The following is a 24,572-nucleotide window of genomic DNA, read 5'->3' as shown; positions in this document are numbered from 1 at the left end:
TTCTTTTTATCATCTAATTGTTTATAATTCATCTGGGAGCTCCTTTTCGTCGGGTGAGCTCCTTTATTATATAAAAAAGCCGCACCTTTGTGGTGCGGTTCATTTTTGAATTAAGGAAAAGCTCTGACGAGCTTTTTATTTTTGATTCTTATTTGGGGCACCGCAGTTCGGACAATATTTCATATCCGCATCCGATGTATAGCCGCATTCTTCATTGGAACAGGTAAATCCCTTTTGTGCTGGCTTAGGCTTTCCGCATTCACTGCAGAATTTCCCGGTGTTCTCATGTCCGCATTCACATTTCCACGTTTTTGCTACCGGTTTCGGCTTTCCACAAGAACTGCAGAACTTACCTTCATTAGACTGACCGCATTCGCAGGTCCAGCCATTTGCAGATTTGGGGGTCGATCCGCTAAATAACGGATTATTCTCCTGTGACTGCATGCCCTGAAGCATTGAACCAGCCATATTGTTGCCGGCATTGGCAGCCATTCCCATTCCTAAAAATCCGGTAAATGCCCCGGCGTCATTGCTGGCGGCGTTTTCCATGGCAGTTGCCTGCGCACTGGCCATACGTCCGCTGGCAATACGGGCATCAGACATCATAATAGAATCATCGATGTTTTCCATACGCTTACGGGACGCATCATCCGGCGTCACTTTGGCAATCGCCACCGATTCCACCACCATACCGCGGCGGGAACGCCATTCTTCATCCAGCGTATCATTCATGAACTGCGCAATTTCGCGCTGCTTTTTCGGCAGATCATTATACTGATAGCCTTCATCAGAGCATTTGCTTAACGCGGTATCGAGCGCATTGACAAACTCCATGTCGCACTGCTCCAACAATTCATCCTTCGTATAAGCATCGCTGACATTGCCGGTAATGTTCGAGAAGAACACAATCGGATCAACGATCTTAAAGGTATACTGTCCGAAATAGCGGATATAGATACCGCGATATGTCGGATCGCGATACGGCATCGGCGTGCCGCTGCCAAATTTATTATCAAAAATTTCTTTCAGGTTGATGAAATATACTCGCTGATCCTTGCCGGCATCTCCACCCATAGTAAAACGTTTGCCGAAGATTTTAAACGAATCCTTCAAACCCTTCCAGCCATTGTCAAACATGCTTGGCTCACTGGAAGCATCCCAGGTGAACCGTCCCGGCTCCACGGTAAAGTCAACGACCTTGCCGTCTTCGATAATCAGCATCGCCTGACCCTCGTTGACCGCAATGCCTGATCCGTTGGTGATGATATTTTCACTGCCCTTGTAGTTGCTTCCCTTCTCTACCCGCTTGATCCCCTTGCGAACCAGCACATCATTAGAAAGAGAATCACAATAGAAGTACTCCAGCCACTGATCGGCCATCGTCGTTTTGGCCGCAGCGGACGCTGCTTTAATTAAACCCATATATGTTTACCTGCCTTTCTACCATTTGGCGTATTTGTTCAGTACCCATCCAAAATCTCCGGTGGTGATGACCGACTTGCAGTATTCACACATACCGCTCGATGTCACCTGCGTCGGGGCACCGCAGTTTGGACAGTTTGTCACTGTCATATCCTTCGCCGCATTGGTTTTCACCCCAGCCGCGCGGATAAATTCCAGACAATAGCTGCGATGCTGATAGACGGTTTTGCTTCCCTCCAGCACTTTGCCGGTATTGTCATCAGTTACATAGTCCAGAAGACTCGCATCTAACTTTACCGTTAATATCTCCCGGCTTCCGTCAACCCGAAATTCTGCCAGCTTTATATCACGAACATTCTGCATATCCAAATGATCGGTTTTTTGCTGATCGATATATTCCTGCAGCTGACGATTATGCACATTGAACAGATTATTGCTTTCAAATGGCCGCACCGTCTGCCATTCTCGTTTTTCCCAAGCCTCCTGCACACTCAGGTAAACCTCACTGGCATAGCTTTTGAAATTCTCTGCGGAAAAGTCCGGATCAATATTTTGAATTTTAGAAATCACGGCATCTTCATTGATCCCGGAATTACTGGAAAACTGATTCGCATAGGGGATATTCGTTCCCGTTCCGCTGTTTTTCGCCTTGCTTTTCCCGATCAGCAGAAACAGTGCTACAATGATAATCAGTCCAATAATCCCAGAAGGATGACTCAGCAATAAAAACAAGCCAAAGCCGTCAAACGATCCTCCGCCGCTGTAGCTGCCGCCACCGCTGAATGATCCGCCGGACGAAGAACCTCCTCCTCCGGAAAAACTGTTTCCTACATCCATGGCAAAGGCCGGCTTGGTAACACAGACAACCATTACCGCAACCAGCAGACATGCCAGAATCACCCACCATTTTTTATGTGATTTACTCATAGGTTCACCCTTTCTTACTATGTCTATTATACAAAGTCCCAAACCAAAATACTACTGCTAAAAACTGAAAATGCCGGCAAAAAGAAAGACCGCCAGCGGCGGCCATGTCCTTAAATCCCAAATAGCATATAGGAAACATTACGGAAGCTTTCAAAGATCAGACTGCGGGCATGATACAGCGGACCGTTCAGGATTCCGGCATACAGTACCACCAGCAGTAATATACCGATGATATTCTCATACTGCATCAATTTAAAATACAGATCCTCCGGAAGCATCCCGGCCAAGATTTTAGAGCCATCCAGCGGCGGAATCGGAATCAGGTTAAAAATACCGAGACCGATATTCAACTGAGCCGTAATCAGCATCAATACATAGAGATATTGGACAATATCATTACTGGAATACATAAACAATTTTAAAATCAAGCCTGCGATCATCATGCAGATGAAAGCTACAAAAAAATTCATCAGCGGTCCGGCTACGGCAGTCCATATCATACCTGACTTGCGGTCCTTGTAATACTGTGGGTTCACCATGACCGGTTTTGCCCATCCAAATCCAAATAATAATAAGGATACAGTGCCAAACGGATCAATATGGCGAAGCGGATTCAAGGTCAGCCGCCCTTCCGCTTTGGGAGTCGGATCTCCCAATTTATAAGAAACCCAACCGTGGGCAAATTCATGCAGCGACAGTGCGATCAGTACTGCGGGCAGCAGATAGATCAGATTATCAAGACTTAAATCATTCATAACAAACCTCCTGTATGCTTCATACAAGTAGTATCAGTATACCACACACTCGCTTTTTGATAAACCTCAAATCCGGGCAACTTCCTGTATGAGTCTATGATATTCTTCTAGCATTTCCTGATACAGCATATATACATGATCCCCGCTGGCACTGGCTCGCTTGAAAATCACATTCTGATATTCCTCCAAAAAATTGATGATATCAATATCCAGCTCTCCCTGCTCACCCATTTGATGCAGAATGTGCAGCGTTTTCTCCTGTGACATCTTCTCTTTATAGCTGCGCTTGCCTAACAGCGCGCTGGTGATGTCGGCGATCGCAACAATCCGCTCAGATATCGTCAGATCATCGGCGCATAACCCATGCGGATAGCCTCTGCCATTCAGCTTTTCATGATGGCGTACAGCGATCAAATAAATATCCCTGGGAAGATAATCGCTCAATATTTCTTCACTGTAAACAACGTGATTACGCATGACTTTCATTTCTTCATCATTTAGTGACCCTGCTTTCTCCAAAATTGACATCGGTATTTTTACTTTTCCGATATCGTGAAGCAGACTTCCGTATTTGATCTTTTCTACATCATTGTCGGGCAGTCCCATAAAGCGGGCGATCTCAACGCTGAGCGCTACGGTCATAATGGTATGAAGCACCATATGTTCACTGTTGAAATCAATGGAGTAAGCAAGCATTTCCAGATACTTCACTTTTGTTTCTTCGCTGAATCTAAACCTTTGAAAATGCCGGTTATTTTCCTCTTGATAGGTTCCCTCACTCAATTTACGCAGAATCTGCTCCGCTTCCTCAAGCTTGAAGAAGCTGCGGATTCGTTGCTCATCAAACTCCCCCTTAGGATAGCTCGCCAGCTTTTCCTTTGTCACGCCTTCCGCGCTGCGGGATAGCACATCAATGCGGTCACACAAATGGATCAAAGAAGTAATATAAGGATGACTGCACGATACACCCGCGAGCTTTTCATATGGCAGATGATGATAAAGAACACAATCAGCATACATTTCCAGCGGTGAAAGATATTTCAAAAACACATAGCCATAGATTGCATGATCCCATGAGGCACCGCAATCAAATGTCAGCATCGAATCGATTTCATCCGTCTTAAAAGCACCGATGTCATGCATCAGCGCCAGTTCGCTCGCAATGCGGATCTCCTTGGGCAGCCGGCCTTCAAAGGCCATGATTTTCCAGACTAGGTAAGCGACCCGTTCGCCGTGCGCTACCAAGCGATTATCCACGGCGTCCAGCACATTGCGGACAATATACATAACATTTTGATCATCGATCAGTTTCACGGCTGTATTCCTCACTTTTGATAAGTGCTTATCCGCTTTCTATTATAACGGCAGGAACCCATTTTGAAAAGGATTATCCTTGTCCGAGATAATTTCCGAGCTGCCGTCCTGTTCAGCGAATGAATATTTCCGGATGGATGATATGTTCATGAAGCGGATCAAAGGCAGTTAACTCCGGTTCCAGAAGCATACTGCAGCGTTTAATGCTGGCATGTCCATAGCGTTCCCGAACTGCCGCCATCACCTGATCGATGGTACGGCTGCGGCTGCGCCGTTTTTGATCGCCGATCAAGGTCAGCTGTACCGGACGCTGTTTGGTTTTCAGCTGCGTAACCTGCAAGCCGATTGAACGCAGCGGTTCCTTGAACGCATAATGACGGTGCAGTAACATCATTACCTGTTCCATGATTTCCTCACAGATATCGGTTGGATCATCCAGCGTCACCTGTCGGGTAAAGGAATGAAGATCCCAGCTGCGCAGATAGATACAGATCGTGCGGCCTTCCAGTCCCTGCCGCTTCAAACGTTCAGCTACTGATTCACACAGAACATAAAAAACCAGCTTTGCTTCTTCTTCCGTATAAATATCCCGTACCGTAGTAATCGAATTGCCGACGCTCTTAATTTCCCGCATATAATCTGACAGCGCCACCTTAGACACATCCATGCCGCGGGCAAAAGCCCACAGCATCTCACCTGCCTTACCTAACAGCTGCTTCATAAGCGAAGCTTCATTACGAGCAATATCACCGATGGTATAGATTCCCTGCCGATATAATTTCTCTGCACTGGATCGTCCGACAAATAAAAGATCCTGTGCCGGGAGTCTCCATACCAGCTGCTGATAGTTATCCTTGCTGATAACCGTGGTCGCATACGGTTTCTGATAATCACTGCCCAGCTTCGCAAATACCTTATTCCAAGATACCCCGACCGAAATGGTCAATCCCAGTTCCTCAAACACCTGCTTTCGGATACGATCAGCCAGTATGTTCGCATCACATCCAAAATAGGACAGAGAACCGGTTACATCGATCCAGCATTCATCGATACCATACGATTCAATCTGATCACTGTAGCGTTCATAGATCGCTTTTACCCGCTGTGAGTAATATAAATAATCCTCAAAATGCGCATCGACCGCAATCAGATCCGGACATTTTTCATACGCTTCATACAGCGCATCTCCGGTTGTGATGCCATATGCTTTCGCTTCATAGGATTTTGCCAGAATAATGCCGTGACGCTTGGTAATATCTCCTGCTACTACTACCGGTTTCCCTTTGAGCCTTGGATGCTTCACAAGCTCTACACTGCAGTAAAAATTATTCAAATCACAATGTAAAATCGCCCGTTCCACGTTTTAACCACCACCTGTACCTCATATATACGGCAGTCCGAAATAAAAAAACAGCGGTAATAATTACCGCTCTGGAAACATTCTCCTTTGCTTGCTTTCAAAAAAGACGTATAATGGGGTACATAAAGGAGTGAAGGAGCATGCCCGAGTCAAAAATTACCAAGCAGGCAATCGCCCAGGGATTCAAGACCCTGCTCTTAAAAAAAGATTTTTCAAAGATCAGTGTTTCGGATATCGCCGGCCAGTGCGGACTGAACCGACAGACCTTCTATTACCATTTTCAGGATAAATATGAACTGTTAAACTGGATTTATTATCAGGAAGCAGTCATCCCGACAATTGACGGCGTAACCTTCGAAAATTGGAATGAACACCTGCTTTCCTTATTTAAAATTATGAAAGCGGATGAAGCCTTTTATATCCGGACGATCCGCAGTGAAGAAGTATATCTTCAGGGATATTTGCAGAACTTGACCACTACGGTTTTCTTACAGGCTATTGAAGACCTGGATAGCGAACATCATTTGGATGCCAAGGATAAAGAATTTTACGCCCGCTTCTATGCCTATGGAGTCAGCGGCTGTATTATCAGTTGGATTTATGAGGGTATGAAATCAACTCCGGAACAGCTGGCCGAGCAGCTGGAAAAGCTGGTTGAGGATACAGAAAAAATCGCTTACCGCAAATATCGGGAGCAGGTTTCCCGCTAAAAGTGATCCAGCATCCACTCCAAGATAGTGTCTTTATCTGCACTGAGTAATAGGATCAGCAGTTCCTCATACAGGCGGTCATACTCTTGTATTTCCATTGGACGAACCCGCAGCGAAAGCCCCAGTTCCATCACATTGCGGGCGGTGCGCTTTCGATTCTTATCACGATGATTCAAAAGCGGATTCAAAGCAATCTCCATGATTGCTTTTTTTATTTTACGATCGACGCTCATTGCCTTCACCTGCCTCTTATCCACCTCCTATTGTAAAAGAAAGTAGGAAATATGCTATATACAAATCATTTCTTCTGTCTAAAAAGCGTACTTACCGAGTTGATAAGATTTGCACGGCGATGCGATTTCCGTTTTCCGCAGCACGGCGATACCAGTACAAGGCACGTTCACGGTCCTGAACAAATCCTTCACCCTCATCATACATGCGGGCCAAGTAATACTGAGCTTCCGGCTGATCGAGCGCCGCCGCCTGTTCAAAATACAGAATTGCCGTTGCCAGATTGCGGTCGATCCCCAGTCCCTGATAGAATTGTTTACCGATCTCGCAAAGCATATTGGGATCACTGCTTTCACGGCTTCGCTCCAGCCAGGTAAAGGCCATCTGCTTATCTGCGGGAATACCTTCCCCATAAAAATACATCATGGACAATTCTTCCGCAGCCTTAGGGTGATTGGAAGCATAGGCCCGTTCCAGCCAGATGAGCGCTTTACCGCTGTTTTTATCGGTGCCAATACCTTTGCGATACATCTGCGCCAACTGAAACTGCGCGTTCATATCGCCGGCTCTTGCCGCATCCCGGTATTCATCAAAGGCAGCGTGATATTCTTTCAGCTTCATGCATGCCTCCGCCGAAGACAGCTTCAGCCACAAATCATCACGGCCCGCATCCTTCGCCATCTGCAGATATTCGAGCTGTGACCGCCATTCTCCCATTTCCCCATAGAGATAAGCAATTCGAGAAATCATATCCAAATCGGTATGGTGATTTTGCATATGGCTGCGATACATCTGAATAGCTTTTTTCAATGTGCGGTTTGCCTGCTGTGTCTTGCCGATCCGCTTCAAGGCCAACCCTAATTCACTGTTGGTTACTTCATCATCCTTGCCTTTGTGGATAGCTTCCTCCAAAAACATAACCGCATTTCGACATTGTGACTGCATATTCAAAATACTGCCGATCTGATAATTGATCTCTCCGTCATCACGCCCTGCCGAAACCGCCTGATAAAACTGATGCAGAGCTTTCTGCAAATCGCCGCACTGAACATATATCCAACCCATTTGATAATACAGTTCATCTCTTGGCAGATCATCATCCTGTTTTAAAAGCCGCAATGCCTCCTGCCAGTCCTCTTCCTGAACTGCTTCCCGATAGTGTTCCCATTCCATGCTGTCACCTCCCGGTCTTGTCACCCCTATTATATCAGAAATTTTACCGATCCAGGTATCAATACCCAAGACTCGATTTTGATTGCTGAAAAAGGAAAATCGTTTTACAATACCTGTGAGGTGAACAGCATGAAAGAAATCGAAGTGGTATGCGGCGCGATTGAACAGGGAAACGTCTATCTCATCGCCAAACGGGGAAAAGGCATTCATGAAGATATATGGGAATTCCCCGGCGGGAAAGTAGAGCCCAAAGAAAGCCGCGAGGATGCGGTGAAGCGCGAATTAAAAGAAGAACTGGATGTTGACGTGGAGATCCTTGAATATTTGACAACGGTGGAGGATGCATTCGATGATACCCTGCTTCATGTCCATGCCTATCGCTGCAGAATCCTCAGGGGACAGCCAACCCTGCATGTTCACAAGGAAATGCAATGGGTTTCGGCAGATGAACTAAACGATTATGGATTTCAGAAAGCCGATCGGGCAATTATTCAAAAAATTCAATCTAAACAAAACCGCTGAGATTTTCAGCGGTTTAATTATATGAGCTGCTTGGTAAACAATAAGCTAAAAATATAAACAAGAATGATTATTGAAAGGATCACTTTATCCATCAATCAATCATTAATAATATTTGATAATGATCCTTACATTCCCTATTCTTTCTTAATAGATCGGGAATTCTTTATTTCCAGTTTCTGTTTATGTTCCCGATATACCCTTTTATAAAAAGTGATCCACATATTTAAAACATTTTCTTTCGAATAAAATTCACTGATTTCCTCTGACCATCTAATACTTTGCGCATAAACCTCCGCATTCTCCTTTAAGCTGCGAATTTGTGAAACAAAGGTTTCATTCTTCTTACCGCTTAAATATTTATGAAAAAGAATGTCTTCATAAAGATCAAGATCGCGCAGCACCAACGGAAGATGCAGATTTACCGCTTCTAAAATCGCCATGGGAAACAATTCATTATAAGACGGCATAAATAAAACATCGGCAATATTGTAAAGCTCGTTCATCTTGGCGCGCGGCACAATACCTAAAAATTTCACGTTTTGCGGAGGGTTTTCCATAATTTTTTTCAGTTTTTCATACCCGTCCGTTATCCGCCCAAAAGAAAATCCCCCGCACCAAATAAAGGTGATATCCGGCAAGCATCGCGCTGTTTCAACAAAGTCCAGTACTCCCTTACGAGTCTGCACCTGCCCAACGCCGATCACCACAAAAGCATTCTCATCAATATCATACGCATTTCTCAAAGCACGAACTTCACATCGCGGTTTTTGGTAAAACGCTTCTTTGGAAACATAATTAGGAATATACACCAGCTTCTTACGCGGGATTCCATGATTTTCCAGGGCATGTATGAAAATAGGATTTACTACAATCAGATAATCTGCATACCTATATAAAGAAATTACATACTTTTTAAATAATTTAAAGATTGGCATTGGCAGATCAATGCTTCCATCCAGTGTATCCGGTAGGAAATGGACATAGCAGACACTGGCCGCATGGCTCATTTTCATTTTGACGTAGTTCCTCGGTTCAACCGTGTGAAGATGCAGAATATCACACTTTTTAGAACCGTTAAGAGTAACTGTAAACAGTTCCGCTGCCCCCTCTTTGATCAGTCTTACTTGTTCCAGATAAGCACTTCCAACTCCTTGACCGTCTATTTTATCGGCACTTGAAAGCATATTAATTTTTATTTTTTCCATTTTGCTTCTCCTGTCTCACTGTGTATTACATTTGTATTATTGTATTAATTATCTAATACAATAATACAATCAACTGATTACTTTGTCAATCGGAAACGCAGTTAACAGCAAAATGAAGCTGCTTCCATAAAAAAGGGCAGTCACATCTTAACCACCCTCATATTTTTGATATAAATATTACTCTAAATTAATTACCGATAATCGTTTTTAGTGATGATTCACTTGATGCTTTTTCCCTTTTTTGCGGCGCAGTCTCATAAACAGAATGACCAGGATCATCATTACTGCCAATATTCCGGCACCAATCGCAAGTATCATCATCCAAGGTATGCTTTCCTCATCAGTTGTCGTTACCTCTTTGACATCATCCACCGCAGTAACGGCAATATCGCTGCGATGAACCAGCGCAAACGTTCCGGTGCGGTCAAGCTTAAAGACAACCTTGTTTTTTGTTTGCATGACCGGCATTTTCACAACATCTTGACCATTGCTAAACAATACCTCATACTGATCTGTCTGCTTCGTGTCATCCGGTTTTGGAAGGGACACAACTACCTGCGTATCCAAGGCTTTTATTGCTTTCCCATTGTCCGATATATCAATAAAACGATAATTGTCGACCTGGACATGATTGGCTTTCGCAAGCTCACTGATCAGGTCTTTCGCATCAGCGTCTCCCTTATCTGAAATGGTGAATACAATTTCATTTTTATCATTTGCTTTTATATTCGATAGTAATGACAGACCCGATACGCTGATCCGTTTATCAAAGGTTTTCAAAGTTACTTTCAGATTATCACCGAGGGCTCGTTGAAACAATTTATCCATCGAACGGATATCGGTGATCGTAAAGAATTGTTTTCCATACTCCTGTACTTGTTTTTTAACTTTCAAAATAGCCTTTTTGGCATCTTCATTCAGCATAACTTTGCTATGATAGGTTTCAATCATGGCAGTTATAGATTGATCAATCGCTTCTTTCTTTGCATCCTTTTTTCGTACCTGAATGGAATAGGATATAGATACACCGCCGACTTTTACCGTTACCTTCTGCTTACCTGCCTTATCCAGATGATAATCGGATACCATATCCGGAGTAACAGAAATATTTATAGTGGATTTATCAGCGAAGGTCAGCTTTACTTTACCAGCCGTCACATCTAACTGATCCCCGATGATATAGGAAGCCTTTGGCTTTGTAATCCATTCTATTTTTTTGATCTTTTGATACTTCGCATGATATGTTTTCTTTTTCGCAGCACTGCTCAAGGTTTCTTTCCACCCGGTAAACAGCATATTTTTCTTTACCGGCGCATCAACTGCCGGAACCGTTCCCTTTTGTACCGACAGCTGGATCTTTTTACTGCCGTCCTCAAAGGTACCGCCTTTTCCGTCAAATGTGATGTCATAGAAGGTATGGGTAGGGTTTTTCTCACTTTTCAATAATACTGCAATATCCGCTGCTTTGATATAGCCGATGTTGTCTGAAAAATTATAGGCTTCCGCATTTCCCTTTCGCGCACTTACAATCGGATCGGTCTGAATCTGATACCAGGTTCCCGCCTTATTCTTGACCGTTTTAATAATCGAAAAGGACATACTGCTGATCGCCTTGGTTTCATACAGCGTTTTTGCTTTTGCTTTTGGTGATGCATAGACGGCAACATTTTCAAAGTTTGTATGAATGCCTAAGGTATAACGGCTTCGATCCTGAAAACCCATGGAACGATCCATTCGGTACATATAAGACGCAGCTTTCTCTCCCCAATATGGATCTGAGGCATAGGATACATTCATTCCGCTTTGTTTATCCCCAAAGAATCCGCCATGATACATATACTGCTTTGGATTCAAATAGGATTTAGAAATATAATTTCTGGCATGGGAATAAATGCTCTGCGAAACTTTATCATAACGAGACGCGCTTTCCTGCGCTGATGAATCAAACGCCGCATGACCGAATAGATTATTTTTCTGATAACTGATACTGCTTCGTCCCATGCCGCTTTCATTCATTGCCAAAGCCATCATCATCAAGGCATTGGCGCCATACATATTCTGATACTCTAAAAACGGCACAGCACTGTCTGCCAATAAGGATTGTGTCCATATATCATGGAGACCATCACCATCCATATCCATATAACCGCGGATTTCCTTTTTCAGTCCCTGATCGTCTTTTAAATAATTCGTAATCGCTTTGGATGTATAAGCAGTAACGGAGCGATGCGGCAGATATTGATAATAATTATAATAAGGATTACCGGCATTGACGGCATGCTCATCCGTTCCATTTCGTATATCATCAATCATATCCGTAAGCTTTGATTTTGTATAAAAGGAATGCCCGTCATAGCTGTAATACACCTTATCTGCCTTTAGATAATCCGGGGCCTGATCCAGTACGACCGTATTTCCGTAACCCTTTGAGGAAAGTGAGGTTTTGATGTGATGATACAGCTCCCCCTCGATGACCTCATAAGCAGAAAGCTGCTTCACCTGTTCCAACGGCAAAATTTCCACATCGTCCATAACCGCCCGTCCGCCGACACCGGAGATCAAAAAAGCGGCAGTCTGATAATCTTCGCCACTGCTGATATATGCCGCATCAGCACCATAGCACGCATTCGTATAACCGGCTTCACCATTCATCACATTGGTGTAGTTGACATTATAGGCACAGGTTGCTTCACGTTTAAAGGTTACGATACCGTATTGAATCTTCAGTATCTTTCCCTGATAATAAATGGCCGGATTGCGTGAGGTCTTCAAAGCATCCTCATACAGTTCCTCCGCATTCTTTAAGGAAGCGGTCTGTTTCTTGTCAACTGCTGTCCCATCACTTCGATGATCCACGATATGATATAACTCATCATTTGCGATATCTTTAGCGGAAACTGCCGATACCTGTAACATCTGACCCGGTATGATAACCCCGCACGCCAGTAACAAGCTCAATAGCCCAAGGTAGACCTTTTTCATAATTTACAGTCCTCCTTTTTATGTTACTTATCATACCATATTCTGACAGGAAACATCACATGGAAAGAAAAAACCGCATCGGCGGTTTCTTACTCCTGATTTGGTTTTGGATCCTTGACAAATATCAATACGATACCGCCGATTATCATCATCGGAATCAACCCCAGAATACCATAGGAAGTATTGCCGGATAGGGTGATAACAAGGGATACCGCGATCGGTCCCAAAATCGCTGAAAATTTTGAGAATACAGAGAAGAAGCCGAAGTATTCATTAGCATCCTCCTTGGCCGGAATCAATAGCGTGAAGTACGAACGGGATACCGATTGAATACCTCCCTGAAACAGCCCCACCAGCACGCCGACCACCCAGATCAAATTCACATTAGACGGAATCATAGCACCGAATGCAATGATAAAGAAGTAACCGACGATACCGGCATAGATCATACATTTTGAACCGAAACGATCGACCAGCCGGCCAAAGTAGATTGCACTTGGAAAAGCGATAAATTGAATGGCGATCACTACTGCCAGGCTCATGATATCAGATACTCCCATATCCGTTGCAAGTGATACAGCCATCTTGATAACAGTATTTACACAGTCAATGTAAAAGAAATAGGATATGCAGAATAGAAAGATATTACGGTTTGCTTTGATATTTTTAAACGTGTTGAACAGCCGTAAAAAGGAATCCTTGACAATATGCTTGGTCGGCTCATGATACTGGCGCTGATGAACATTCTTCAGCAGCGGACGAGAATATGCGAACCACCAGAAAACACTCAGACCCATTGAGATGCCAACCGCTAACCGATATGTCAGAGCGAAGCTTCCCAGCATCAATGTTCCATTTTCATCACCGAACAAGGTAACGGCCGCGAAAGGTATTATAAAGATTAAAAATGGCAGGACAGAACCGATATAGCCCCACGCATAGCCGGCAGAGGATACTTTATTTACCCGATCATCCGATGTAACATCCACTAAAAATGCATCATAGAATATAATGGAACCATTATATCCGATCATCGCTATGATAAAGATAACGATTGCGGCCTGATAACCGATAAATGGAAGTGCCAAAGCAAAGCCGGCAATAATACCGATATAAAGGAAAATGCGAAATAAGCGTTTTTTCTGTCCCTGATAGTCGGCGACCGTTCCCAGCACAGGGGACAAAACGGCTAATATAGCACCGTATATAGCGTTCGCCCAACCGACATAAACACTGCTGTCACCCGGTGTAATACGATTGATTAAGAGCGGAAACAGAACGGTCATCGTCATCAGCACCTGGGCAGAATTTCCGACATCGTAAAGAATCCAGCTAGTCTCTTCTTTGGTGAAGCCGAGTTTTGTTAAGATTTTCGTAAACATATCGTACCCTCATCTTTTCTTATATGTATCATATCAAATAATCGGAAATCTGTACGGTAATTCATGAAATTTTTACATTTCCTAGGAAATATGAAGTCTCAGTAAATTCAAGGCATGATTACAAACCCGGTTGATGATTTCGGTCTCATCACCAAATACTTCGATATGCGCGCTAAAGCATCCTTCATCACAGCAGATTGCGGTGTAGATATGACGCTTTCCTATCTCATCCAGTTCACTGAGCGAGGTAACGACACTGACACATCCTAGCTGCCAAAAAAACTGCTCGGCCAGCAATCGCACGTAGCTGTCAGAAACATAATTATTAGCATAGTGAAACTGCCGGAATTGTTCCTCGGTAACCGCAACACGATTAAAGGACAGCACTTTACGCATGCCTTCAACCTGTGCCAGCTTATAGATGAGATGACCGCGGGTAGCACCCTCGATGACTGCCAGCCGCTGCCGTTTATGTAATAAATTATGAACCGCTACTTCTTCCAGGGTACGGCCGCTGCCGCTGTAAATAAATGTTCCAAGCCGCCGATACAATTCCTTCAGCATCGGCTCCATCATGCGGACCGCCTTTTCCTCATTGCGGGCAGCACCGGTCAGCCGCAGTTCTACACCGTTTTCTTTTGCATATGGCGCCAGGGTAGGATTTTTACTGTCCATCAAATCCGCACATAGATCGTTTACTTTCGCCTCGCTGATGCCAAACATATACAAGGTTTTTGATACTAGAATTTTATCTGAAAGCTGCCGCAGATACGGTACTACCTGCTTATCAAACATCGGTTTCATCTCTTTCGGCGGTCCCGGAAGCACGACAATTACTTTCTTCCGCGTTTTCAGGATAAATCCCGGAGCAGTTCCATGCGCATTCTGTAAAATGATCGCACCCTTCGGCACATAGGCCTGTTTCTGATTGCTATGCGATGGTCCCTGATGAGTAAAGGCTCGCACCCGCTTATCCATATTATCAAAGGCAACTTGATTGAAAATCAGCGGTGCATCAAAAAACTGTGCAACTGCCTCTTTTGTCATATCATCCTTCGTAGGACCCAAGCCACCGGTCATAATCAAAATATCACAGCGCTCGATGACCCGTTCCAGATGCTCTAAAAGCCGCTTTTCATTATCTCCAACCACACTTTGGTAAAAAACATCGATACCCAGTCCGGCTAACTGCCTGGCGATATACTGAGCATTGGTATTGACAATATCCCCCAGCAACAGCTCTGTCCCCACACAAATAATTTCCGCATTCATCTTCTTATTCACCCTTGATCTTTCTTATTTCTGCTTTAACATCCTCACCCAACTCTATAACCGCATAAGTACATCCCGATTCCCCATAAGCAAGAGAACCGGGATTGATCAGCCACACTCCCTTTCGCTGACTGATTGATGCAACATGTGTATGACCGTAAAGAACAATCTGACAACCGTATTTCTCAGCTTCCAGACACAGCCGATCCTCCAATATCTGTACCAATTCCCGCTGCATCTCTTCATAATGCATTCCTTTGCGGATGACAATTCTTTCCAGCACTTCCTGCTCATAACACTGACCGTGTGTAACAAGCATCGTATAACCAGCTTCATGAAGAATCCGCCGAGGCGGAAACGGCTGACTGATATCGTGATTCCCTTTTACATAACAGCACGGTGGCAAGTCCTTCGGATCATATCCGATATCACCGCAATGAATAAATACATCGGCATTGGGATAGGCATCAAATACCTGTCTGGCTCGGTTCCATTCACCATGAGTATCACTTATCACCACAATTTGCATAAGCGCCTCCGCATCTAACTTTTATTATATCATTTTACCTGCATTTTCAATGCCCAAATTCATAATATATATAGGTATATTTATAAATTTCAATGTCAGAAAATCTAGGATTGAAAAATGACTGAAGTGTGCTATAATATTATGGCAATGCGGGCGTGGTGAAATTGGCAGACACGATAGACTTAGGATCTATTGCCTTCGGTGTGCAGGTTCGAGTCCTGTCGCCCGCACCATATAGGATATGAGTCGTGAAAGTGAATTAGCTTCACGGCTTTTTTGATACATAAGCGATTTATGTTTTTATCCATGATACTTACTGCTTTCGTTGTGAAAAGCAGCGTATTTATTTATGCTTCACTCTAAATGAAAAGTTTCACATAAAAAAACGTCCGGGATAAAACCCGGACATTTCTCCATTTTCTTTCTAGCATTTTTTCTGGATCCTGCTTAAACAACCGCATGGATCACAGCCGCAGCACGGACAGCAGCAAGGCCGGCATGGCGGAACTGGTGATTCACATGATGGTGTAGAAGTACCAACAGATGCACTCTGGGGACTAAATTGATCTTGCGTATATGCCTGTATAAAGTAATAATACACGGTTGAAGGTGACAGCGGCGCATCAACATAAGCAGTGTCAGCTGTATTACCTATTAATTGATAAGGACCTCCTGCAGCATTACTTCGATAAATATAATATCCATCGGCGCCGGCAGACGCTTCCCAAGTAATAAGGATTTCCGCGCAGCTCAATGCCTGTAACTGTACATTTGTCGGGGCAGATGGCGTAGGTGATAATGGATGCGTAGTTGCGGCCGCATAAGCACTTGCATTTCCTAGAACACCGTCAACGGTCGCTGCAACTCGATAATAATATGTGGTATTGGGAGTGAGTCCGCTATCCATATACGTTAGATCAGCCGTTGTTCCAACCAGCTGATACGTACCATTCGGTGACGTACTTCGATAAACAGAATACGCTGTGGCATTCGGCACGGCATCCCATGTTGTTATAATCTGGGTTGAACTCACTGACATCGCAGCGACATTTGTCGGCACTGGTATATCCGCATCTGTTGTCGCAGATGCAGTATTACTTTGCGCACTTTCAACTTCATTGACAACAGCAGTTACCCGATAATAGTAGGTTGTATTGGGAATCAATCCTACATTTGTATAAGATGTTGTGGTTGTGATCCCGATCAATACATATGGACCGACCGCTGTTGTACTGCGATATACATGATAGCGAGATGCGTTTGCGATTGGATCCCAAGTTGTATTGATCGTAGTGGATCCATTAGCAGCCGCAATCAGGTTTTGCGGTACATCGGAAGCGGCAGTAGTCACAATTGCCGGTTCTGACATAGGACCATCCCCGTCTGCATCATAAGCAGTTATCCGATAATAATACGTGGTATTAGCTGCCAATCCAGTATCCACAAGCGCTAATGAGGTTGTTTCCTGCACAAACTGATACGGGCCATCCGATGTGGTGCCGCGAAATACGTGATAACCAGCCGCCGATAAAACAGAAGACCATGTAATTAAAACATTTCCTGCATCTATCGCAACAGCTGTAACGTTGCTTGGGGCAACTGTAATGGCTGTACCATCGATGCTTTCATTCTTTTGTTCCATCATGATTATCCTCCTTTCAAAATGAGACAATGTCTCAATTTTAGTATATGGGACATAAAATATCAGGTGTTGGCATAGCGGAAATCAAAACCGGCATTTAAATGAATGTGCTTAAAAAATGATAAGTTTTAATATACAAATATGGAAAATAGATATGATATGTTCAATCTGATGAGAACCAAATTCTAATTTCAAATTATCCAAGCACAAATTGTACAGTTTTTTTACTATATGAGGTTTCAGAATTTGTATTGTAGTATCGTTCACTGCACGCTGTACATCTAGTTAATAATCTGTTTAGTCATCTTTTACTTCAAATAATACACTTTCATATATATTCAAACCTCTTCTAAAATAAAAATATATATTTTCTTGACAATAAAATTCACCTCTTATATACTAATATTATAAAAGAACAAAAATTTATAAATGCATTTTAATAATCAAATATCAGTAGAGCATTCTTAGTTTCAAATAATATATAAATAAGATAATGATTTAAGTATATTTGAGATAAATAATCAAATTATCAAGAATATTACGTTTGATAATGATTGGAAAAGGAGGGATAAATCTTTTACATTTTATAATTTATATGTTCAATTAATCGAATGAAATCATAGAAAGGGGGAACTAGATAATGGTAACGTTCAAAAAATTCACAGCATCAATTCTGTTGATAATTTGTTGTGCTTCTTTATTTCAGTCTATTAAGTTTCTGAATGGTGATACTAGTAATAATGTTATTAATGTTAAAGCTAAAACTAAAATCGTAGAAGATAAAAGCAATCCGTTTTATAGTGAAGAATTTTTAAATCAATACTTTCAGGATTTAAAACCTTCCGATAAGGTTCTTAAACTACCTGGTGGAGGATATCTTCACGGTGAAGCAACAATTTTAGATTCAAAGGGCAATGCAATTTCAACTTATAATAGCGAAACAGATCCAAAGGCAAAAACAGTCGAAGAAACAAAAAAAGAGTTACTGAGTGAAGGAGAAATTTATGAGTAAAAAAATTTTACTAAGTATTATATTCTTATGCTTAATCACACCTATTAAAATATCTGCAAATGAAAAAGATGTTAGTAACATATATACAAAATCATACTTAGAAGATTATTTTCAAGAACTGGATGATTCTGATTTAGTTTTAGAAATGCCGAATGGAGGATATCTTCACGGTGAAGCAACTATTTTAGATTTGGAAGGCAATATTATTTCAACTGTTAGTAGTCAAACTGATGAAAAAGCGAAAACAGTAGGTGAAATAAAAGAGGAATTATTGGGTAAAGAAATTATTACAAATCCAAGCTTTATTATGGCAAGAGGATCTACACCTCCTACCAAGATGTTGGAAATAAAAAAAGGAACAACGTATCGATCAAACTATTTTAGTGGTAAGGGTTGGAGATTCAGCGGATATAGTTTCTTTGCAAAGGAACCTTATCCCGCAACTGGTGGTATAATTACGTTTCAAACCTTTAATGATGATGGAAGAGTTGGAATTTTAAGTGAAGCTTTAAAAACACAATATACAGGTGCGATAACTGGAACGGCAGTTTATCGTGGAAAGCCATATTCTGTCTTCGCGTATTCAACAGGAGAATATGCACAAATTTATTATACATATAATCCAAACCCGAACACTTTCTATACAGTATCGTATTGATAAAAACAGTATGATTTATAATTGGAAATAAGAGGCTCATATGGCAGCCTCTTTTGCTTGTTATGCCTAAAGGTTTTGTTAATTAGAGAACGTATATAATTAATGAGAGTTGGAATGATAACAATTAAGTAATCATACCGATATTCTCAGATTTTTTGAAAATTTATTAGACAGCACTACTGTTTTACTATATGAAATTTTAGTATTCGTTTTACAGTATCATTCATTGCACGCTAAACACCGAAATAGTCTTAATGTTTTCATAAAACCTTACATCTATAACGTAATAAAATATGTTATCATAATAATAATAGAGGTGGATTATATGAAACAGAAGAAAATTCTTTTGATTATCAGTCTGGCAGTATGTATAGGGGTATGCGGTACAGGGGCTTTTTTCTTTTACAAAAATATAAAAGAAGTAGAAGCAAAAGAAAGAGCAGATCATCAAATGGCCGCAAAGAAAGCATTCGCTTCACTCTTCACCGATAAGGAACAAAAGCTTATCAAACTACATGTAACAAAGCAGAAGGTCGAAACTGCCAAGAAAGCAGTTGACCAGTTGGAGAATGATGACATCAAGAAACAAACATATAAGAAACGGCTGCGGCATATCGATTCCTTTCTTGAAATTCGCGATCTTATCATGTCCTATCTGCCAAATTCGGTATTGAAAAGTGATACAACTGATGAGAATATTGAAACAATGAGAACCAAATTTAATAAGCTGGAGCCAGGATTTCAAAGTGTATTAAAGGAAATGTTTGATCTTGCCGTACATCAGCGACAGGCATTAATCGATCTTGAATCCTTGGTTCAATCCTTTTATGCCGATAACGTAGTGAAAGAGGATATCAATACTGATGATTTTAATGCTTTAAAGGAAATACTGAAGACATTGCCGCAGCGAGATATCGCAGAAGGCTATATGGGGAAAGTAACAGAAATACAACAGAAGCTGGATTACTTGGAAGAACAGGAGCGGCAGCGAATTGAAGCTGAGCGCCAAGCGGCAGTAGCTCGTGCTCTCGCTGAATCAGAAAGGCTGCGTAAAGAAAATGAAGCAATTCAGGCCGCCAATGTTATAATTCCTAATGTGCCGCTTATCGATCAGAGTATCAATGTTCATAATGGCTGTGAAGTAGCGTCCCTGTTAATGGGGTTACAGCATTTCGGAATCAATCGCGGCATGTCGCTGCGTGATATTGCGAATGCGGTGCCAAAGACAAATGATCCGCACACCGGTTTTGTATTGGATATTTTCACTCTGTATCCGCGTAATGTCGCACATTGGATCGCACCGGACGCCTTATCCGCATTCGGCCAAACATATCATGCCGGAGTTGCCAATATAAGCGGTTCCAGTGTTGAACAGCTGAAGGCTGAAATCAACGCAGGCAATCCGGTTGTCATTTATGCGACATATGGCTTTGCCTGGCCGACCGCATGGTGCTGGAATGGTGAAATCCCGGTAAATATGCATGTGATGTTAATGGTTGGCTACAATAAAATCACCGGTGATATCATTGTGAACGATCCATGGGGAGGCAGACAGATCCTCGTATCCAGTGAGAATTTTGCCAGAGAATATAATCGACGCCATTACGCAGTCGCGATACGGCCATAAAAACAGGAAACACTGCTGAAAATCAGCAGTGTTTTTACTTCATGAAATATCTTAAATTTACGTTTATAAAAGCATCAAGCATAAGGATATGATTGTAAGAAAATTTTAATTTGTTTAAATAGGACATGTCCTCTTTTTGACGTATTATTTGAGTATGCTCTTTCAGTAAAATGAAATAAGTCCCACAGTCATTTTATGATAGTTATGAAATTATGCTATTTGCTGCATTCACTTTGTAAAGTGAACCGTAACTGAACCAACATCATTGGAAATGGTAATGAGATTTGCTCCATGATCACGGTTGGATTCGCTGGAATCCGTTCCAAAGTGCTGAGAACCAAAATTTACTTTACCTATATCATTCTTAATATCATAGCTGTAAGATTCCTGTTTACCGATAATCTGACATTCGATCTTTCCGGTGTCATTATCCAGCGTTATCTGTTTCGCAGTAATTCCATTTATTTTCACGGTTCCGGTATCGCTGTCTACTTTTAAAACCGCACAATCCAGTTTGTCGATATCAGCTTTGCCTGTATCCACATCCATATCCAGCGAATTCGCTTGAATGGATCCGATTTTAACAGTACCGGTATCGTTTGATAAAGATAATGCCGCCGCCTGCAAAGCTTTCACCTCTATCGTTCCGGTATCGCTTGAAAGCTCCATATGCTCTGCTTTCAAACTATCTGCTTCTATGCTGCCGGTATCAGAACTGATATCCAGATTCGTTAAATTTGCATTCTTAGGAATGGTTACGATAATTTGATATTTGGGATTGCTGAAATTTAAATGAGCAGAGGTTACTTCAAATTCCAAAGCTCCGCCGTTTTGTTTCTGGTGAATATACTTTTCAGGAATGTTTATGCAGTCAATCTCGAATGTATCATCATCACCGATCAATACCTGCACCTTTCCGATTTCCATGGATATTTCCATGCTGTTTAAATTTTTATATGTGTATGTTTTAGTCTTTTTTGATATCTGCTGTTCCACATCACCATTAAAATTTATACCGAAGAAATATCCATTTTTAGAATAAAATCCAAACGCATTATGGTAAAGACTTCCTCCGTTGGCGTAGCCTGCAAAAATTAACACGATTCCCAGCGTGATCAGACTTGCAGAGATCATACCAATGATTTTGTACTTTTTCATTCCATTGTCTCCTTTCTGCGAAAACGCTGATACAGACGGCTGACCATGCGGGTAAGCTCCGGAATACCCTTACGGGATAAATAAATCGTCAAAAGGATTCCCAGAAGTGATAACCCGATTGAAGCACAGCCCAATCCCAAAGCAATCAAGGAATTACCAGGAGCCTGTGAGAAATTGTAGATACCCGATGCAAAGCTTACACCGCCTGCTGCCAAGAAACCAACGATCGCGATGAAAAGTGCAAAAATCACACAGAATACAACAAGCATCATTGAGAAAATCAAAAGAATCAACGCAGCTCCCAGCGGTAAAGCAATCGGCAATGCACATACCCCCAGAATTAACATCCATAGATTTTTCAATGAATGTTTATTTTGCTTATCTGCACATGCCTGCGCGTCTTTTGAATCCTGTGATTTTAAAACAGCATCTGCCCTTAATTGTGCCGCAAATTTAGCCGGTGTACCAAGATCATTGATCGCCTGCTGTTCATTTTCCTCGCCTGCTTCATCAAAATATTCATTGCAGTAAGCAAGCGCGTCCGCAATTTCTGCTTCAGACAGACCGGACAGCCGCTGCTGCAGCTGTACTATATATTCACAACGTGTCATCCGCTTCATCCTCCTTCTCCAATAGTGAATCAATTGTTTCCCGAAACGTTTTCCATTCTTTCACATAAAATTGGTATTGATCCTTGCCATTTCCGGTCAAACGATAATAGCGTCGATTTCTTCCCATATGCTCTTGATCATATGTTTCCAGCATGCCTTCCTTCAAAAGCCTGCGCAGCACCGGATACAGCGTTGATTCACTGACGCTTAGAACATCCTTTACTTCCTGAGTAAGCTTGTATCCATACGCGTCTTCCTGATGAAGAATCGCCAGTACACATGCGTCAAGCAGTGTGGATCCTATCTGAAATGTCATAATATCACCTTTCTTCAACAATATTATATGCTGTATAATATTATCTGTCAACTAGGAATGTAACTTATTCCTGAAAGCATGCTATACTAGGAGCATAACAGAAGGAGTATTCAATATGGAAAATTGGTTTGATTCAGCAGTTTTTTATCATATATATCCGCTGGGTTTATGCGGATGTGAGCTTCGTCAGGAAAATCATGTGAATGAACATCGTATTCTGAAAATTCGTGATTGGATACCTCATCTAAAAGAGCTGTCTATAACCGCTGTTTACCTAGGACCGCTGTTTGCTTCTTCCTCTCATGGTTATGATACCAGCGATTTCAGAACCATCGATCCGCGGCTTGGCACTAACGAGGATTTTATAAATGTATGCAAAGCGCTTCATGAGGAAGGCATCCGAGTTGTTTTGGATGGAGTGTTTAATCATGTCGGTCGGGATTTCTGGGCATTTCAGGACGTTATAAAGCATCAAGAACAGTCTGCCTACTGTAATTGGTTCTATAACCTGCATTTTCATGAGATCAGTCCTTATCAGGATCCGTTCGTATATGAAAACTGGGAAGGACATTGGGAGTTGGTAAAGCTAAATCTGAACAATCCAGAAGTCGTAAGCTATCTAATGGATACCATTATGATGTGGATCGATACCTTTGATATTGACGGGCTGCGGCTAGATGCCGCGAACTGCATTGATTTCGATTTCTTTAAACAGCTGCGGCGGCACTGCAAAAGCCGAAAAGCTGATTTTTGGCTGATGGGCGAAATTATTCATGGTGATTATAATCGTTGGGCAAATGGAGAAATGCTGGACAGTGTTACCAACTATGAGTGCTATAAAGGATTATATTCCGCCCACAACACCCGCAATTACTTTGAAATCGCCCATTCTATGAATCGGCAGTTTGGTCCGCAAGGTATCTACAAACACTTAAAGCTGTATAATTTCAGCGATAATCACGATGTGAATCGATTAGCCTCAGCACTATCAAATAAACAAGATTTATTCAATGTTTATACGCTGCTGTTTACCATGCCCGGCATTCCAAGTATTTATTACGGCAGTGAATGGGGCATAGAAGGATGGAAAGGCAAGGATAGTGACGCTTTGTTAAGACCATGCTTGGAACTTCACAATTCCGCCTATGATCTTTCTCTAGCTGATCATATTGCGGCATTATCCAAGCTTCATCAGAAGCTGTCAGCATTACGCAGTGATGAATATGAAACAGTGCTGCTGCGCAATGAACAGTTTATCTTTAAGCGCACCTATAAGGATAATGTCGTTTATGTAGCCTGCAATCTCAATGATCAGCCCTATGAAGCAGCATGGAATGTTCAGGGAAATATTTTGATGGATGAATTAAATGATCATGCCTTATACAGTGTTGAAAATCAGACGGCTCATATTACAATTCCGGCAAAACGCTCTTTAATTCTCGTATGTATGGAAAGAGAGCCGCATAATCATGAAGAATCCGGCGATCAAGCTTCTGTTGATACCAATTTACTGAATGCCGCTTTGCCAATGCCCGGACGTTATCGTCATTTCAAAGGAAAAGAATATGAAGTTCTGATGATTGCCAAACACAGCGAAACACTGGAAGACTATGTTGTTTATCGAAAGCTGTATGGAGACGGCGGTGTGTGGATTCGACCGCTTGCTATGTTTAATGAAATCATTGAAATTAATGGTAAGAAACAAAGTCGCTTCACACCAGTCTGTGAAGAATGAAAAAGTCTCCTTTCGGAGACTTTTTCATA

Annotated in this window: 22 protein-coding genes and 1 tRNA gene; 7 read left to right on the top strand and 16 right to left on the bottom strand. The window is 42.1% G+C overall.

Annotated features, from left to right (window positions below; all coding sequences use genetic code 11):
• Nucleotides 1-135: 135 nt before the first annotated feature.
• The 5 genes from GSF08_RS10215 to dinB form a co-directional block, all read right to left on the bottom strand.
• A complete protein-coding gene (locus tag GSF08_RS10215; protein ID WP_160625692.1) occupies nucleotides 136-1,422 on the bottom strand; it encodes an SPFH domain-containing protein in 1,287 nt (428 codons plus the stop codon).
• Between the two features lie 18 nt (nucleotides 1,423-1,440).
• A complete protein-coding gene (locus GSF08_RS10210; protein ID WP_160625691.1) occupies nucleotides 1,441-2,349 on the bottom strand; it encodes a TIM44-like domain-containing protein in 909 nt (302 codons plus the stop codon).
• A gap of 110 nt (nucleotides 2,350-2,459) precedes the next feature.
• Nucleotides 2,460-3,104 carry a site-2 protease family protein gene (locus GSF08_RS10205; protein WP_160625690.1) on the bottom strand — a complete coding sequence of 215 codons (645 nt, stop codon included), beginning with the start codon at nucleotides 3,102-3,104 and terminating at the stop codon, nucleotides 2,460-2,462.
• 66 nt (nucleotides 3,105-3,170) lie between these two features.
• On the bottom strand, nucleotides 3,171-4,418 hold the full coding sequence (locus tag GSF08_RS10200; RefSeq protein ID WP_160625689.1) for an HD domain-containing phosphohydrolase: 1,248 nt from the start codon (nucleotides 4,416-4,418) through the stop codon (nucleotides 3,171-3,173).
• A gap of 112 nt (nucleotides 4,419-4,530) precedes the next feature.
• Nucleotides 4,531-5,778 carry a DNA polymerase IV gene (gene dinB, locus GSF08_RS10195; protein ID WP_160625688.1) on the bottom strand — a complete coding sequence of 416 codons (1,248 nt, stop codon included), beginning with the start codon at nucleotides 5,776-5,778 and terminating at the stop codon, nucleotides 4,531-4,533.
• A gap of 140 nt (nucleotides 5,779-5,918) precedes the next feature.
• On the opposite strand from dinB, the gene dhaS reads away from it, so the two are divergent.
• Nucleotides 5,919-6,488, top strand: coding sequence for a dihydroxyacetone kinase transcriptional activator DhaS (gene dhaS / locus GSF08_RS10190; protein WP_160625687.1), 570 nt, complete (start codon nucleotides 5,919-5,921; stop codon nucleotides 6,486-6,488).
• Here dhaS and GSF08_RS10185 read toward each other — a convergent pair.
• Both GSF08_RS10185 and GSF08_RS10180 read right to left on the bottom strand, forming a co-directional pair.
• Complete coding sequence (locus GSF08_RS10185) at nucleotides 6,485-6,730, bottom strand: hypothetical protein (protein WP_160625686.1); 246 nt, start codon at nucleotides 6,728-6,730, stop codon at nucleotides 6,485-6,487. The two genes, dhaS and GSF08_RS10185, sit on opposite strands and share 4 nt — an antisense overlap.
• A gap of 82 nt (nucleotides 6,731-6,812) precedes the next feature.
• Complete coding sequence (locus GSF08_RS10180; RefSeq protein WP_160625685.1) at nucleotides 6,813-7,892, bottom strand: SEL1-like repeat protein; 1,080 nt, start codon at nucleotides 7,890-7,892, stop codon at nucleotides 6,813-6,815.
• 129 nt (nucleotides 7,893-8,021) lie between these two features.
• Here GSF08_RS10180 and GSF08_RS10175 point away from each other — a divergent pair, with 129 nt between their 5' ends.
• Entirely contained in the window at nucleotides 8,022-8,414 is a 393-nt protein-coding gene (locus GSF08_RS10175) for a (deoxy)nucleoside triphosphate pyrophosphohydrolase (RefSeq protein ID WP_160625684.1), read from the top strand.
• Between the two features lie 134 nt (nucleotides 8,415-8,548).
• On the opposite strand, the gene GSF08_RS10170 is transcribed toward GSF08_RS10175, so the two are convergent.
• From GSF08_RS10170 to GSF08_RS10150, 5 genes are all read right to left on the bottom strand, one after another.
• A complete protein-coding gene (locus GSF08_RS10170) occupies nucleotides 8,549-9,619 on the bottom strand; it encodes a glycosyltransferase family 4 protein (RefSeq protein ID WP_160625683.1) in 1,071 nt (356 codons plus the stop codon).
• Between the two features lie 207 nt (nucleotides 9,620-9,826).
• Entirely contained in the window at nucleotides 9,827-12,601 is a 2,775-nt protein-coding gene (locus GSF08_RS10165; protein ID WP_160625682.1) for a glucosaminidase domain-containing protein, read from the bottom strand.
• Nucleotides 12,602-12,690: 89 nt separating this feature from the next.
• Nucleotides 12,691-13,983: an MFS transporter gene (locus GSF08_RS10160; RefSeq protein ID WP_160625681.1), complete on the bottom strand. Its 1,293-nt coding sequence runs from the start codon at nucleotides 13,981-13,983 to the stop codon at nucleotides 12,691-12,693.
• Nucleotides 13,984-14,064: 81 nt separating this feature from the next.
• Nucleotides 14,065-15,267: a CinA family nicotinamide mononucleotide deamidase-related protein gene (locus tag GSF08_RS10155; RefSeq protein ID WP_160625680.1), complete on the bottom strand. Its 1,203-nt coding sequence runs from the start codon at nucleotides 15,265-15,267 to the stop codon at nucleotides 14,065-14,067.
• Nucleotides 15,260-15,784 (bottom strand): metallophosphoesterase family protein, encoded by a 525-nt coding sequence (locus GSF08_RS10150; RefSeq protein WP_160625679.1) that lies wholly within the window; start codon nucleotides 15,782-15,784, stop codon nucleotides 15,260-15,262. The genes GSF08_RS10155 and GSF08_RS10150 overlap by 8 nt, the downstream gene beginning before the upstream one ends.
• A 149-nt stretch (nucleotides 15,785-15,933) precedes the next feature.
• On the opposite strand from GSF08_RS10150, the gene GSF08_RS10145 reads away from it, so the two are divergent.
• Nucleotides 15,934-16,017 (top strand) — tRNA-Leu (locus GSF08_RS10145).
• A gap of 191 nt (nucleotides 16,018-16,208) precedes the next feature.
• Here GSF08_RS10145 and GSF08_RS10140 read toward each other — a convergent pair.
• On the bottom strand, nucleotides 16,209-17,429 hold the full coding sequence (locus tag GSF08_RS10140) for a fibronectin type III domain-containing protein (RefSeq protein ID WP_160625678.1): 1,221 nt from the start codon (nucleotides 17,427-17,429) through the stop codon (nucleotides 16,209-16,211).
• Between the two features lie 637 nt (nucleotides 17,430-18,066).
• On the opposite strand from GSF08_RS10140, the gene GSF08_RS10135 reads away from it, so the two are divergent.
• From GSF08_RS10135 to GSF08_RS10125, 3 genes are all read left to right on the top strand, one after another.
• A complete protein-coding gene (locus GSF08_RS10135; RefSeq protein WP_160625677.1) occupies nucleotides 18,067-18,438 on the top strand; it encodes a hypothetical protein in 372 nt (123 codons plus the stop codon).
• Nucleotides 18,431-19,096 (top strand): hypothetical protein, encoded by a 666-nt coding sequence (locus tag GSF08_RS10130; protein WP_160625676.1) that lies wholly within the window; start codon nucleotides 18,431-18,433, stop codon nucleotides 19,094-19,096. The genes GSF08_RS10135 and GSF08_RS10130 overlap by 8 nt, the downstream gene beginning before the upstream one ends.
• A 325-nt stretch (nucleotides 19,097-19,421) precedes the next feature.
• Nucleotides 19,422-20,723: a C39 family peptidase gene (locus tag GSF08_RS10125; RefSeq protein ID WP_160625675.1), complete on the top strand. Its 1,302-nt coding sequence runs from the start codon at nucleotides 19,422-19,424 to the stop codon at nucleotides 20,721-20,723.
• Nucleotides 20,724-20,951: 228 nt separating this feature from the next.
• Here the strand turns inward: GSF08_RS10125 and GSF08_RS10120 are convergent, their stop codons facing one another.
• The 3 genes from GSF08_RS10120 to GSF08_RS10110 are packed head-to-tail and all read right to left on the bottom strand — an operon-like array spanning nucleotide 20,952 to nucleotide 22,808.
• Nucleotides 20,952-21,881, bottom strand: coding sequence for a DUF4097 family beta strand repeat-containing protein (locus GSF08_RS10120; protein ID WP_160625674.1), 930 nt, complete (start codon nucleotides 21,879-21,881; stop codon nucleotides 20,952-20,954).
• Nucleotides 21,878-22,492, bottom strand: a complete 615-nt coding sequence (locus GSF08_RS10115; RefSeq protein ID WP_160625673.1) for a DUF1700 domain-containing protein — start codon at nucleotides 22,490-22,492, stop codon at nucleotides 21,878-21,880. Before GSF08_RS10115 ends, GSF08_RS10120 begins: the two co-directional genes overlap by 4 nt.
• Nucleotides 22,479-22,808 (bottom strand): PadR family transcriptional regulator, encoded by a 330-nt coding sequence (locus GSF08_RS10110; RefSeq protein ID WP_160625672.1) that lies wholly within the window; start codon nucleotides 22,806-22,808, stop codon nucleotides 22,479-22,481. Before GSF08_RS10110 ends, GSF08_RS10115 begins: the two co-directional genes overlap by 14 nt.
• A 115-nt stretch (nucleotides 22,809-22,923) precedes the next feature.
• Here GSF08_RS10110 and GSF08_RS10105 point away from each other — a divergent pair, with 115 nt between their 5' ends.
• On the top strand, nucleotides 22,924-24,543 hold the full coding sequence (locus tag GSF08_RS10105) for a DUF1653 domain-containing protein (protein WP_160625671.1): 1,620 nt from the start codon (nucleotides 22,924-22,926) through the stop codon (nucleotides 24,541-24,543).
• Nucleotides 24,544-24,572: the final 29 nt, after the last annotated feature.

Origin of the sequence: Copranaerobaculum intestinale (assembly GCF_009831105.1) — a bacterium.
Taxonomy (GTDB): domain Bacteria; phylum Bacillota_I; class Bacilli_A; order Erysipelotrichales; family Erysipelotrichaceae; genus Copranaerobaculum; species Copranaerobaculum intestinale.
This window is presented reverse-complemented; position numbering and strand designations above follow the sequence as displayed.

Coding starts and splice junctions, on each gene's coding strand:
- GSF08_RS10135 (WP_160625677.1), top strand. CDS start 18,067: ATGGTAACGTTCAAAAAATTCACAGCATCAATTCTGTTGATAATTTGT.
- GSF08_RS10140 (WP_160625678.1), bottom strand. CDS start 17,429: ATGATGGAACAAAAGAATGAAAGCATCGATGGTACAGCCATTACAGTT.
- GSF08_RS10205 (WP_160625690.1), bottom strand. CDS start 3,104: ATGAATGATTTAAGTCTTGATAATCTGATCTATCTGCTGCCCGCAGTA.
- GSF08_RS10180 (WP_160625685.1), bottom strand. CDS start 7,892: ATGGAATGGGAACACTATCGGGAAGCAGTTCAGGAAGAGGACTGGCAG.
- GSF08_RS10150 (WP_160625679.1), bottom strand. CDS start 15,784: ATGCAAATTGTGGTGATAAGTGATACTCATGGTGAATGGAACCGAGCC.
- GSF08_RS10210 (WP_160625691.1), bottom strand. CDS start 2,349: ATGAGTAAATCACATAAAAAATGGTGGGTGATTCTGGCATGTCTGCTG.
- GSF08_RS10105 (WP_160625671.1), top strand. CDS start 22,924: ATGGAAAATTGGTTTGATTCAGCAGTTTTTTATCATATATATCCGCTG.
- GSF08_RS10170 (WP_160625683.1), bottom strand. CDS start 9,619: ATGGAAAAAATAAAAATTAATATGCTTTCAAGTGCCGATAAAATAGAC.
- GSF08_RS10165 (WP_160625682.1), bottom strand. CDS start 12,601: ATGAAAAAGGTCTACCTTGGGCTATTGAGCTTGTTACTGGCGTGCGGG.
- GSF08_RS10175 (WP_160625684.1), top strand. CDS start 8,022: ATGAAAGAAATCGAAGTGGTATGCGGCGCGATTGAACAGGGAAACGTC.
- GSF08_RS10130 (WP_160625676.1), top strand. CDS start 18,431: ATGAGTAAAAAAATTTTACTAAGTATTATATTCTTATGCTTAATCACA.
- GSF08_RS10110 (WP_160625672.1), bottom strand. CDS start 22,808: ATGACATTTCAGATAGGATCCACACTGCTTGACGCATGTGTACTGGCG.
- dhaS (WP_160625687.1), top strand. CDS start 5,919: ATGCCCGAGTCAAAAATTACCAAGCAGGCAATCGCCCAGGGATTCAAG.
- GSF08_RS10115 (WP_160625673.1), bottom strand. CDS start 22,492: ATGACACGTTGTGAATATATAGTACAGCTGCAGCAGCGGCTGTCCGGT.
- GSF08_RS10160 (WP_160625681.1), bottom strand. CDS start 13,983: ATGTTTACGAAAATCTTAACAAAACTCGGCTTCACCAAAGAAGAGACT.
- GSF08_RS10215 (WP_160625692.1), bottom strand. CDS start 1,422: ATGGGTTTAATTAAAGCAGCGTCCGCTGCGGCCAAAACGACGATGGCC.
- GSF08_RS10125 (WP_160625675.1), top strand. CDS start 19,422: ATGAAACAGAAGAAAATTCTTTTGATTATCAGTCTGGCAGTATGTATA.
- GSF08_RS10120 (WP_160625674.1), bottom strand. CDS start 21,881: ATGAAAAAGTACAAAATCATTGGTATGATCTCTGCAAGTCTGATCACG.